This is a genomic window from Candidatus Limousia pullorum, assembly GCF_057405065.1.
Window position 1 is genome coordinate 1669414 of the sequence record NZ_CM171614.1, and the last position, 12742, is coordinate 1682155.

A 12742-nucleotide genomic window follows, 5' to 3' on the forward strand; every position below is an offset into this window, starting at 1 on the left:
ATGATTTTCAGAAATAAAGGTTCAAAATATTTACTTTGTTTTGCACTGGTGGTTATTGTGGCGACCTGCGGTTTGCAGTATGTGTTTTTTAATGAAAGGGCTGTTATAATAACCGCCGTGGGGGAGATACTCATAACAATTTGTTATGTTGCCGCCACATGTTTCAGATACAGAAAAATATCAAACATCACCTATGAAATAGATAAAATCCTGGACGGAAGCAGCAAAATAAATTTTAAAAGCTTTAAAGAGGGGGAGCTTGCCATTTTAAGCGACAGGGTGGAAAAGCTTGTGGCTATTTTAAATCAGCAAAAGGAAACACTTAAAAAGGACAAGATTTATTTAAGCGATTCCATTGCGGATATTTCTCATCAGCTCAAAACTCCTCTTACCGCCATAAATCTTATTCTTATAAGAATGAGAAAAAGTGATTTGAGCCGTGACGAACGCATGTCACTTATCAGAGAGCTTACAAGGCTTACTGAACGCACACAGTGGCTTATTTCAGTGCTTTTGAAAATTTCTAAAATAGATACGGGAACTCTTGTTATGACAAAGGAGAAAATTTCTGTTTCGGACCTTGTTAAAAAGGCTTACGAGCCTGTGGCGGTGGCTATGGATTTAAAAAATCAGAGCTTTATATGTGAGTGCGGTGAATGTTCTGTAAATGCTGATTTTCAGTGGACATGTGAGGCGGTTGCAAACATTATTAAAAACTGTATGGAGCATACGCCGGAGGGCGGAACAGTGAAGGTTTCAGCTTCTGAAACAAATATTTACACGGAATTTATCATTGAGGACAACGGAAAAGGCATTGACCCTGAGGATTTGCCCCATATTTTTGAGAGGTTCTACAGAGGAAAAGATTCTGACCCCAACAGCGTGGGGATAGGGCTTGCCCTTGCCCGAATGATAATCACCGGACAGGAGGGCATAATAAAAGCCCAAAACAAAAGAGAGGGCGGGGCAAGGTTTATCATTAGGTTTTATAAAATGGTGGTTTAATAAAATAATCTTCAAAGTGACGTTTTTGTAATATTAGAGTCACCGCCATGTCATCTTGAGTCTGTATAATTACAGCATAAACTAAACGGAGGGACAATATATGGAAATACTGAGAGTTGAGAATTTATGCAAAGTATACGGACAGGGAGAAAACACGGTTAGAGCTCTTGACGGGGTTTCATTCTCCGTTGAAAAAGGTGAGTTTTTGGCTATTATCGGCCCCAGTGGTTCCGGTAAATCCACACTTCTCCATATTTTGGGAGGCGTTGACACACCTACTTCCGGAAAGGTTATGATGAACGGTCAGGACGTTTACAGACAGAGCGACGATAATCTGGCTATTTTCAGACGTCGCCATGTGGGACTTATCTATCAGTTTTATAACCTTATCCCGGTGCTTAATGTTAGGGAAAACATCACTCTTCCTCTGCTTATGGACGGAAGAAAGGTCAATGAAAACAAGCTTGATGAAATGCTTAAAGTTCTTAAATTAAAGGGCAGGGAAAAGCATCTTCCTAATCAGCTTTCAGGAGGTCAGCAGCAGAGAGTATCTATCGGCAGAGCCTTGATAAATGAACCGTCTGTTATACTTGCCGACGAGCCGACAGGAAACCTTGACTCAAAAAACAGCAGAGAGATTGTTGAGCTTTTGAAGTATTACAACCGTGAGTACAACCAGACTTTGATTGTAATAACCCATGACGAGGATATAGCCTTGCAGGCAGATAGAATTATTTCCATCGAGGACGGAAAAATCACCCGAGATGAGGTGATCCGCAGATGAACATAATGAATAAAGTGACGTTACAGTCCATGAAGAAAAACAAAACCAGAACTATTGTCACAATTGTGGGAATTATTCTTTCGGTTTCTATGGTGACTGCTGTTACAACCATCGTTACAAGCCTGCAGAATTATCTGTATGAATCGGCTGTTTATGAAAACGGCAGCTGGCATGGTATGTTTCAAAATATTTCCTATGAAAAGGGAGAGGAAATAGCTCATGATGAAAGTGTTGCAGATACAGTATATACCCAGTATATAGGCTATGCGAAAATGGAGGCTTCTCAAAATGATTTTAAGCCTTATCTTTATGTGATTGGCGGAAATGATGAAACCTTTGGTACTTTGCCTATACATTTGACAGAGGGCAGACTTCCGCAAAATGATGCGGAAATAATTCTTCCCAATCATTTGGAAAGCAACGGCGGCGTAAGGTATGATATAAACGATGTTTTGGTGCTTCCCCTTGGTGACAGAATAAGCGGGGGATATAAGCTGTTTCAAAATAATCCTATAACCGGGGAATACGACGATAAGGGAAATATAATAATTTCTGACGAGGAAACATTGGAAACCAATACTCTGAAACAGTATACCATTGTAGGATTTTATGAAAGACCTTCCTTTGAAAATTATACCGCTCCGGGATATACGGCTATCACTTTTTCCGATTTAAGTGACCAGTCGGCTGTTTATGACGTCTACTACACAATGAAAAATCCTCAGGATGTAATTGATTTCAGCAATTATTATTTTTTTGAAGAGGGATTAGGCGGTTCTACAAACAACGAAGTTTTGATGTATCAGGGTGTTTCTCAGTACGAAACCTACACAAGCTCACTTAACGGAATGATAATAATTCTTATAGTAATTATAATGACAGGTTCAATCGCTTTGATTTACAATGCTTTTTCAATTTCCGTAAGCGAGAGAACAGTGCAGTTCGGTTTGCTCTCATCTATAGGAGCTACAAAAAAGCAGATAAGAAAAAGCGTAAGGTTTGAAGCCTTGGTTTTGGGACTTATAGGAATACCTTTAGGTATTCTTGCGGGAATTGGAGGAATAGGTGTTACCTTTTTCCTTTTGGGAGATAAGCTCAAAACCTTTACCACAAGCATTGTGGGCGGTAACAGCGTTCAGTTCCATATGTCGGTTTCCTGGGTTGGAATTGCTGCGGCTGTTGTAATAGCCTGCATAACATTGGCTGTATCTGTAATAAAACCGGCTTTCAGGGCTTCAAGAATTACAGCTATTGAGGCAATAAGATCTTCAAAAGATATAAGCGACAGAAAAGCCGACAGGAAAAATCATAAAACAAGTAAAATAACCTATAAAATTTTCGGTCTTCCGGGAGTTCTTGCAAAGAAATACTACACAAGAAGTGCTAAAAAGTACAGAGCTACTATTATTTCTCTCTTTATGAGCATAGTTCTTTTTGTCAGCGCAAGTTCTTTTATACTGTATCTTACAAGCAGTGTAAACAATGTTTACTACAGAGCGGATTATGATATTACAGCGACCATAAGCTCTGATTATGCTGACTCGAAGGAGGAAGTTCTTCAGGAAGTTAGAAATCTTGGTTCTGTTGACAAAGCAAGTTCATCATTAGTTAGAAATTTCTTGGTTGAAAACGGAGAAGAGCTTTTGACCGATGAGGGAAAAGCGGCGCTTATGGACAAATACGGCTTTGACAGCTTTGAAGATTTAAGCGTTGATATGTTCCTTGTGGGATTTGACGATGAAACATATGAAAATTATGTGACTTCTCTGGGACTTAATCCAGAGACTTTGGGAGAAAATGACATTATCATTTATGGACTTGGTCAGACAATAGATTATAAAAACGGAACTGTTAAAAGCTATGATTTTTTGAAAGATACAGCGAATACAGTTAAATTCTCTGAGAAAACCTATAACAATGAAACTGAAACCTATGAAAAGGGTGAGGAATACAGCTTTAATGTGGTTACAACAGCCGAAAGTATGCCTTTTGGATATAACGGCAGAGACAGTGTTTCTTCAAATGTTGTTTATGGTGTTGTGAGAGACAGCTCATATGTTTTTGAAGGCGTAATGGGAGCCGCTTTATATATAGACAGCAACGACTATGCAAAGACTGAAAAGGAACTGGGAGAAATAAACGGAGTATCGTCTGTTTACAACATTGCCGCAGAAATTGAAAATTCCAGAACACTTATGATGGTTATAAATGTATTTGCTTATGGCTTTATAGTTTTGATTTCTCTTATTTCTGTGACAAATGTATTTAACACCATTGTTACTAACTTAAAGCTTCGACAGAGAGATTTTGCAATGCTTCGCTCTGTTGGAATGACCAAGGGCGGCTTTAGAAGAATGATGATTTTTGAGTGCCTTATTTACGGTACAAAGGCACTGCTGTTTGGTATTCCGGTTTCATTTTTGATAACTATTTGGATTTACAGCAGTCTCAATGTCACCTGGGACGGAGGATTTTTAATTCCTTGGTCAGCTTACGTAATCGTTATTGTAAGCGTGTTCATTGTTGTTCTGATTTCCATGATTTACGCTATGTCAAAGATAAACAGAAACAATCTTGTGGAAACTCTGAGAAAAGACAGTATCTGATTTTAAGTTTTTATATTTAATCCTCTTTAACAACTTTATCATTCACAGGGAAAAAGCACAGACTTAGGTTTGTGCTTTTTTCTTGTTCTTAAATGAAAATAAGAAATCTAAATAAGTTTGATTTTTGTATAATGAAATATAACTAAAAATCATATTGCATATTAAATATTTTTTTCAAGAGCTTCACTTTATATAAAAAACTGTTAATCGAATTTTTGTTATTTGCATTTATTTGTTAAAATGGTATAATTACAACGTGCAGTGATAATAAATTTATCACAAGATTATCAGGAAAAGGAGAATAAAACATGAAAGGAAACTTATTGAAAAAAGTTATTTCCTGTGTGCTCGGCGCCACTATGGTTACTTCCATGTTCGTGACAGGTTTTTCGTTTGCCTCAGCTGAAGTAGGCTACATAAATCTTGACCGTACAAATTTTAAAATAACCGTTCCAAGCGCTTACGGCAGCAATCCTTCAACATATATGCTGGACGGCAACAAGAGTACTATCTGGGAAACAGACTGGAGTCAGGGAAGCACTCAGCTTCCTGCTGAAATACTTGTGGATATGGGCGAGGTTAAGGAGAACGTATCCAGAGTTATTTACACTCCAAGACAGACAGACGTAAACGGAAAAATTAAAGACTATAAGGTTTATGCCGGAGAAACAACAGACGATATGCAGCTTGTATCTGAGGGCTCATGGGACTGGGGTTCAACAAATACAGAAATTGCTGCTAAAATTGATGACGCTTATGCAGATTTTGATATTCCTGTAAATGCTCGTTATATCAAGATTTTAGTTGAATCCGCAACTACAAAGCCACCGGATCCTAACCAGACAATCACATGCGCAGAACTCAATATCGCAGTTGAGGGCGAAGTTGAGCCTCCTGTACCTGACGGAAAAATTCCTCAGAACGAAATGTCAGTAGAGTACGTTGTATCTCAGTATGGCGGAAGCCCTGCAAAGAAATGCTTGACGGAAACAAGAGCACTTGGTGGGAATCTGACTGGAGCTCCAGCGCAACTTATTTTGAGCCGGGCGATTACTTTATCATTGATTTGGGTAAAGTAAGAGAGGACCTTTCTCAGATTATTTTCACACCTCGTCAGGATAATCAGAACGGTCATATTTATGAATTTGAAATCTATACAAGCGCTGTTGAGGGCGACTTGACAGATACTGATATTGATAACGAAGCAAACGGCTTTACTTTAGCTGGTAAAGGCGAATGGGGCAGCGGCACTGACGACTGCACAGCCACCTTTGCAAGCAGAGATGCAAGATATGTAGCAGTTAAGGTATTCTCAGTAGGCGGCGACGGCAATACAATCACATGCGGCGAGTTTAACGCAAAGACAGAAGCAGACGTAACAGTTGATGTTTCTGCTCTTGAGGGCGCAATCGCTATTGCACAGCAGGCTATTGCTGATACAACAAACGAAATCGCTAAAGAGAAAATCCAGGCTGCTCTCGACGCAGTAGGTGATGTAAATCTTTATATTCAGGAAGGTGTACAGGCTGCTGCTGACGCTCTCCTCGAAACAGTTGAAACATATGCAACTATTGGAAATGTTACAACTGTAAAACCTGGTAAGGTTTGGGTTGACAACAACGGTAATGCAATTCAGGCTCACGGCGGCGGTATTCTCTACGATGAGAAAACAAAGACATACTACTTGTACGGCGAGCATAAGGGCTATGAGAACGTTCCTACAGGCGCTGAAACAGGTAACCCAGGTATCGGTATCGGCTGCTATTCTTCAAAGGATCTTCTTAACTGGACTTACGAGGGAGTAGCTCTTCCAGTATTCAACAACAGACGACGATGTACCAATGTATGTTTCAGAAGAGTCTGATATCTACAAGAACAGTCCGCTTCCAGAGTTTGAGGGCACAGCTTCAAATTACAACGGACTTATGAAATCACCTTATTCAAGCCTTTCAGCTTTGAATTCTGACGAGTATATTGACGAGCTCAATGCTCTCTATGAGAACGACAACCTTACATTTGAAGAGAAACAGCAGATGTATAGAGAGTTCAACTGGAACAGAGTTGTTGAAAGACCAAAGGTAATTTACAACGATAAGACAGGTAAATATGTAATGTGGTGGCATCAGGATGGTCCAAGAATGGGTCTTTATTCTGTAGCTTCCGCAGGTATCGCAATATCTGATTCACCTACAGGTCCGTTTAAGTATCTCTGCACAAGAAGAGTTACAATGACAGGCGTTCTTACAACAGGCAACGGTGACGGTATGCTCCGTGACATGACTTTGTTCAAGGATGACGACGGAACAGCTTATGTTGTTTATTCTTCAGAAGAAAACGCAACTACAATCATCCACAAGCTCAACGATGAGTACACAGGACTCAGCGGCGATTTGGAGGATATTTCACAAAACACACCAGCTAACTTTACAGAGGGTGTTGACTACGTGAGAGTATTTGCCGGTCAATACAGAGAAGCTCCTGCAATGTTTAAGGATGGAGATACATATTATCTCATTACCTCCGGTCAGTCCGGTTGGAATCCAAACCCATGCCAGTATTCCTATGTTGAAGGCGATATCTTCGGCGAGTGGGCTCCTAACAAGAAGTTTGCTGTGAACGATATCCCATACGGAACACAGCAGGAAACAACATTTAGAAGCCAGAGCACATTTATTCTTCCGGTTCGTGATGAGGACGGAAACAAGGTTCCAGGTAAGTTTGTTTACATGGGCGACCGTTGGTTCAGAGAAAATCTTCAGGATTCACGTTATATCTGGCTCCCATTGAACTTCAACGGTGAGACACACGAAATCACAATGGAATGGCAGGATGAGTGGTCATTCGAGGATCTTATAGGTGATTATGAGCCTGAGTATGAATTGGGCGACGTAAACCACGATAAGACTGTTGATGTTTTGGATGTTACAGCTATTCAGAAATACCTCGTAAGTGTTGAGGATGCTAACTTTGATGTTGCTTTGGCAGATGTAAACAATGACGGTGCAGTCAACATTAAGGACGCTACAACTATTCAGCTCAAGCTTTCAAAATAATAATTTTGAGATAAAAAAGTCTTAGAATAAGTAATCCCCTCGGTTTTAAATTTAAAGCCGGGGGGATTTTTATGCTTTATAAGCTTATATTCTGTTTTATTAAATCAATAACCGAATGCGGCGACAAGTGAATCGTCGTTTTCAATCCAGTCGTTTACATCAACAACAGTATAATCTGTTTTGTTGTTTCTGATTATAACCTTGGAAATGCCTGCGTTTATTATCATACGCTTGCACATTGCGCAGGAATTAGTGTTTTCTACATATTCTCCAGTCACTGCGTCTTTTCCAACAAGGTAAAGCTTTCCGCCAAGCATCTGGTCTCTGGCAGCGTGGATTATTGCGTTTGCTTCGGCGTGAACGCTTCTGCACATTTCGTATCTTTCACCACGGGGAATGTTGTGTTTTGTTCTGAAGCAGTAGCCCAAGTCTGAGCAGTTTTTTCTGCCTCTTGGTGCGCCAGTGTATCCGGTTGATACAATCTGGTCATTGTTTACTATTATCGAACCGAAATTTCTTCTGAGGCATGTTCCTCTTTCAAGAACTGTTTCGGCAATGTCGAGATAATAGTTCTCTTTGTCTATTCTTGTCATTTTTGTGTCCTCCAAATTTCATTTTCCTGAGAATTATAAATTCTCCAATTCGTTTTTGCAGTTTTCGCAAATTATTTTGCCTTTGTATTCCAAAAGCTGTGGGATTTCTTCGTTTCCGCAGAACAGGCATTTTTTACGGTATTTTCTCATTTCAATGCCGTTTTCGTTGGTAAACAATTCAAGTTCATCGTTTACGTTGAGTCCAAACTCCTGTCTGATAGGCTTTGGAATTACGATTCGTCCCAGTTTATCGATTTTGCATAAAAAACCGGCTACCTTCATAGTATTTTACATCCTTTCCTTTTAGAATATTGATTTTTCCGAATTTTACATATTTCGAATGAAGAAAAATATTTTAAAATCGGGTTTGTAAGATGCTTCTAAAATAAGAAGGTTTATGTATAAAATACTACCAAAGAGTGGTAAAAAAGTCAAGTCTTTACAGTATATTTTTCTTTGATGAAATATTCGACAGGAAGCGACACAGGCGAAAAAGAAAAGGGGGGTTTTTGCTTGTTAAACTACATTTTTGCAGTTTTTATCGGGGGTTCTGTCCTTTGCTCCTTTTTTCTGGGCACAGCTGAACAGCTTACCTCCGGACTTTTGGAAAGTGCGGAGGTTTCCGTGAGCCTGCTTTTGACTATCGGCGGAGGTCTTTGCTTTTGGTGCGGGTTTATGGAGATAATGAGGGAGTGCGGAGCAACGGCGGTTGCCGCTAAGATTTTTTCTCCGGTGTTAAAACATCTTTTTCCAAACATTGATGTTAAAAGCAAGGCTTTTGAAAATATCTCCCTGAATGTTGGAGCCAACTTTTTGGGTTTGGGAAATGCCGCTACTCCTTTTGGCTTGTCGGCTATGAAGGAGATTAAGCGGCTTGACAGGTGCGATGATACAGCTTCCGACAATATGACAGTTTTTGTTGTGCTGAATACCGCTTCAATTCAGCTTTTGCCCACCATGATTGGAACTTTAAGGGCAAAATACGGAAGTCAGTCGCCCTTTGATATTATTCCCTGTATTTGGATTGCCTCAAGCCTTGCCTTGATTGTGGGAATCACGGCGGTTAAGCTTTTAAACAAAAGGGGGAGAAAAGCGTGAGCTATATTTTCCCCGTTATACTTTTGTCGGTAATGGCTATGGCGTTGTTTAAAAGGGTTCCTGTATTTGAATGTTTTTTAAGGGGAGCTAAAAGCGGTCTGACTGTTTTGCTGGAGATTACTCCGGTTATTGTGGGCTTTGTGGCTATGATTGAGGTTATGAAAGCATCGGGATTATTTGATGTTTTTTCCTCCTTGATTGCGCCGGCGGCGGATTTTCTGGGCTTTCCAAAGGAAATTGTGCCAATGGCTTTACTGCGTCCCGTGTCCGGCGGCGGGTCTACCGCTTTGCTTTCGGATTTGCTTTCACAATACGGGCCTGACAGCCTTATCGGAAGAATTACAAGCGTTATGTCCGGTTCCACTGAAACTACATTTTATGCAATAGCCGTGTATTACGGCTCGGTAGGAGTTTCAAAGACAAGGTATACTTTGTTCTGCGCTTTGCTTGCGGACTTTACCGCCGCCTGCCTTGCTGTTGTCACCGTTAAGCTGTTAATGTATTGAAATTTTATACTTTAAACCATAGAGAAAGTAAGATTTTTGAAAAAATTTCTTATTTTCTCTTTTTTGTTGCACTCAATTATGCAATTTTTGACCTTTTTTTCCTGTTAACGGGAGGTGTAATTTGAAACACGAGGTGAAAAGTCATTGAAAAGTAAATTGACAAGGCAGGAAAGACAATTCTGCTGTAATTACGTAAGCAGCGGAAATTCCACTCAGGCGGCTGTTTTGGCGGGCTGTAAGGAAGATCCGGAAACTTGGGGAGAAAATCTTTTATGCAGGGAGGATATTGCGGACGAGATTGCAAGACTTCTTGTTATAAGAAAAAAGACGGTTTCCTCTATGGCAGTTACCGGATATAAAAAATTAGCTTTCGGAGGCATAGGGGATGCCGTGAGTTTATTATACATGGAAAACCCCGATGTTGAAAAGCTGAAAAATATGGATTTGTACTGCGTATCTGAAATACGCAGACCTAAAGAGGGCGCTATGGAAATAAAGTTTTTTGACAGGCTTAAAGCTTTGGAAAAATTGGAGGCAGGTTCATTGGAGGACAACGGGGCGGTTTCTTTCTTTGAAGCCTTAAACAGAGGAGCGTCTGCCGTGAACAACTCAGGTTCAAGACAGGATAGAACGGAAATTGAGTATGGCGGAGATTAAGCCTTTTTCAAAAAAACAGCTTATGGCCCTTACATGGTGGTGTCCCAGCTCGCCGTGGAAAAATTATGACGCCGTTATATGCGATGGGGCGGTGAGAAGCGGAAAGACCTTTTGTATGGTTCTGTCTTTCATTGCCTGGAGTTTTTCGGAGTTTAACGACAGCTCCTTTGCCATGTGCGGCAAGACTATAAAATCCCTCAGGAGAAATGTGGTGACGCCGGTTCTGCCCCTTTTGAAAAGTCTGGGTTTTGAAACCGGTGAGAAGCTTTCCGAAAATATCCTTACCGTGACCTATAAAGGAAGAAAAAACAGGTATTATCTTTTCGGAGGAAGGGATGAATCTTCGGCTTCCCTCATTCAGGGAATGACCCTTGCGGGGGTGTTTTTTGACGAGGTTGCCCTTATGCCACGGTCCTTTGTGGAACAGGCTTTGGCGAGATGTTCTGTAGGCGGGTCGAAATTCTGGTTTAACTGCAACCCTGAATACCCTCAGCACTGGTTCTATGTTGAATGGATTAAAAAGCTTAAAAAGAAAAACGCTCTTTATCTCCATTTTGTCATGGAGGATAATCCTTCACTTTCCCAAAAGACCATTGCAAGATATAAACGGCTTTATTCGGGCGCATTTTACGAGCGGTTTATTCTTGGAAAATGGGTGGCTGTTTTCGGAGCTGTGTATCCCTTTATGGACGATGAAAGCAAATATTGCGAACCTCCCGATGAACCTATGGAGGAATATGCGGTTTCCTGCGATTACGGCACGGTTAATCCCGCTTCCTTTGGACTTTGGGGTCTTAAAAGGGGAGTATGGTACAGGATTGAGGAATATTACTATCAATCAAGACAAACGGGTGTACAGAAAACTGACGAAGAACACTACGAAGCACTTAAAAGCCTTGTGGGAAGCAGAAAAATCAGCGTTGTGGTGGTTGACCCTTCTGCCGCCAGCTTTATTCAGGTAATTCAAAGACACGGGGAGTTTTCCGTTGTTCCGGCGAAAAACAATGTTACCGACGGTATACGAAAAACATCCACGGCTTTAAAGGAGGGCAAAATAAAAATTTGCAGCACTTGCAAGGACAGCATGAGGGAGTTTTCTCTGTACCGTTGGGAGAGCAGCGGAAAGTTCGATGTTCCGGTAAAGGAAAACGACCATGCCATGGACGACATAAGATATTTTGTTACCACTGTCCTTGAAAAAAGCACAGGCTTTGCCGCCTGCGCCGTTGCAAGATAAGGAGGAAAATTTGAAAGGTTTTTGGAAAAGCAAAAAAGATACCTCCCGAAACAGTGAAAGGGGCTGTGTAGTTCAAACCGCCGTGGGCGAGTACAAACGTCATCCTTTTTCTCTGCTTGACAGCTATTCGCCCCTTAGAAAAAGCGAGATGGAGCTTTATTCCACTTTACGAGAGGCTATTCCCATTGTGGATGCGGCTATATGCAAGACCGTGAGATTGCTGGGCTCCTTTAAATTGGAGTGCGAAGAAAAGCGTATGCAGAAAGAGCTTGACGCCTTTTGCAAAGATGTAAAGGTAAACGGCACTTCAAGGGGACTTGAAACCTTTATTGCCCAGTATTTCGACCAGCTTTTAACCTACGGTACTGCGGTGGGGGAAATGGTTCTTGATAATGACGGAAATCTTGAGTATCTGTACAATGCGTCCCTTAAGGATGTTGAAATACGAAAAGGCCAGTCCCCTTTGGATGTGGTTATCTGTATTGACAACAACTGCACATGGGAGCCTATTAAACATCCGGAGCTTGTCTGTATGACTCCACTTAATCCCGAGCCGGGAGAGGTTGTGGGAAACTCTGTTTTAAAGGGTCTGCCCTTTGTAAGCTCCATATTGCTTAAAATCTTTACCGCAATAGGAACTAACTGGGAGAGAATCGGAAACGTGAGATTTGCCGTGACCTACAACCCTAAAAATGAGGGCTTTAATGCTTCCGCTCAGGCAAAACAGATTGCCGACGAATGGAGCAGAGCCATGAGAAACAAAGGCGAGGTCTGCGACTTCGTTGCGGTGGGAGATATTTCGGTTAAGGTAATCGGCGCCGACAATCAAGTGCTGGACTGTGATGTGCCTATAAAGCATATTTTGGAGCAGATTGTGGCAAAAATGGGAATTCCGCCTTTTATTCTCGGTCTTTCGTGGTCAAGTACCGAGAGAATGAGCCAGCAGCAGGCGGATATTCTCACCAGCGAGCTTGAATATTACAGGAAAATTTTAGAGCCGGTTATTTTGAAAATCGCTCAGATGTGGTTAAGGCTTAAAGGCAGTTTATCAAAGGTTTCCGTTGTCTGGGATAATATCAGTCTTCTTGATGAGGTTGAGCTTGCCAATGCAAGGCTTATAAACGCTCAAGCTATGCAGATTGAGGAAGCTCTCGGAAAAGGCGGTGAAAGTGAGTAATTGAAAAAGGGTGATTTGGAAGGTAT

General features: G+C 41.1%; 13 protein-coding genes. 11 read left to right on the plus strand and 2 right to left on the minus strand.

Annotation, left to right across the window (positions count from 1 at the left end):
* The 6 genes from CGICJO_RS07595 (at position 1) to CGICJO_RS07620 (ending at position 7448) form a co-directional block, all read left to right on the plus strand.
* Positions 1–1005, plus strand: a complete 1005-nt coding sequence (locus CGICJO_RS07595; protein WP_486498421.1) for a sensor histidine kinase — start codon at positions 1–3, stop codon at positions 1003–1005.
* Between the two features lie 100 nt (positions 1006–1105).
* Positions 1106–1789 carry an ABC transporter ATP-binding protein gene (locus CGICJO_RS07600; RefSeq protein ID WP_486498422.1) on the plus strand — a complete coding sequence of 228 codons (684 nt, stop codon included), beginning with the start codon at positions 1106–1108 and terminating at the stop codon, positions 1787–1789.
* On the plus strand, positions 1786–4395 hold the full coding sequence (locus tag CGICJO_RS07605; RefSeq protein WP_486498423.1) for an ABC transporter permease: 2610 nt from the start codon (positions 1786–1788) through the stop codon (positions 4393–4395). The genes CGICJO_RS07600 and CGICJO_RS07605 overlap by 4 nt, the downstream gene beginning before the upstream one ends.
* Before the next feature lie 308 nt (positions 4396–4703).
* Positions 4704–5474: a discoidin domain-containing protein gene (locus CGICJO_RS07610; RefSeq protein ID WP_486498424.1), complete on the plus strand. Its 771-nt coding sequence runs from the start codon at positions 4704–4706 to the stop codon at positions 5472–5474.
* Positions 5372–6259, plus strand: coding sequence for a discoidin domain-containing protein (locus tag CGICJO_RS07615; RefSeq protein WP_486498425.1), 888 nt, complete (start codon positions 5372–5374; stop codon positions 6257–6259). Before CGICJO_RS07610 ends, CGICJO_RS07615 begins: the two co-directional genes overlap by 103 nt.
* A complete protein-coding gene (locus tag CGICJO_RS07620; RefSeq protein ID WP_486498426.1) occupies positions 6237–7448 on the plus strand; it encodes a family 43 glycosylhydrolase in 1212 nt (403 codons plus the stop codon). Before CGICJO_RS07615 ends, CGICJO_RS07620 begins: the two co-directional genes overlap by 23 nt.
* Positions 7449–7552: 104 nt before the next feature.
* Here the strand turns inward: CGICJO_RS07620 and CGICJO_RS07625 are convergent, their stop codons facing one another.
* Positions 7553–8041: a deoxycytidylate deaminase gene (locus CGICJO_RS07625; protein ID WP_087376181.1), complete on the minus strand. Its 489-nt coding sequence runs from the start codon at positions 8039–8041 to the stop codon at positions 7553–7555.
* Between the two features lie 33 nt (positions 8042–8074).
* Positions 8075–8323 carry an AbrB/MazE/SpoVT family DNA-binding domain-containing protein gene (locus CGICJO_RS07630; protein WP_087376182.1) on the minus strand — a complete coding sequence of 83 codons (249 nt, stop codon included), beginning with the start codon at positions 8321–8323 and terminating at the stop codon, positions 8075–8077.
* A gap of 231 nt (positions 8324–8554) precedes the next feature.
* Here CGICJO_RS07630 and CGICJO_RS07635 point away from each other — a divergent pair, with 231 nt between their 5' ends.
* From CGICJO_RS07635 to CGICJO_RS07655, 5 genes are all read left to right on the plus strand, one after another.
* Complete coding sequence (locus tag CGICJO_RS07635; protein ID WP_486498427.1) at positions 8555–9139, plus strand: nucleoside recognition domain-containing protein; 585 nt, start codon at positions 8555–8557, stop codon at positions 9137–9139.
* Complete coding sequence (locus CGICJO_RS07640; protein ID WP_486498428.1) at positions 9136–9645, plus strand: spore maturation protein; 510 nt, start codon at positions 9136–9138, stop codon at positions 9643–9645. The genes CGICJO_RS07635 and CGICJO_RS07640 overlap by 4 nt, the downstream gene beginning before the upstream one ends.
* Before the next feature lie 144 nt (positions 9646–9789).
* Positions 9790–10302 (plus strand): terminase small subunit, encoded by a 513-nt coding sequence (locus CGICJO_RS07645; protein WP_486498429.1) that lies wholly within the window; start codon positions 9790–9792, stop codon positions 10300–10302.
* Positions 10289–11539, plus strand: coding sequence for a PBSX family phage terminase large subunit (locus tag CGICJO_RS07650; RefSeq protein WP_486498430.1), 1251 nt, complete (start codon positions 10289–10291; stop codon positions 11537–11539). Before CGICJO_RS07645 ends, CGICJO_RS07650 begins: the two co-directional genes overlap by 14 nt.
* A gap of 10 nt (positions 11540–11549) precedes the next feature.
* On the plus strand, positions 11550–12716 hold the full coding sequence (locus tag CGICJO_RS07655; protein WP_486498431.1) for a serine/threonine protein phosphatase: 1167 nt from the start codon (positions 11550–11552) through the stop codon (positions 12714–12716).
* Positions 12717–12742: the final 26 nt, after the last annotated feature.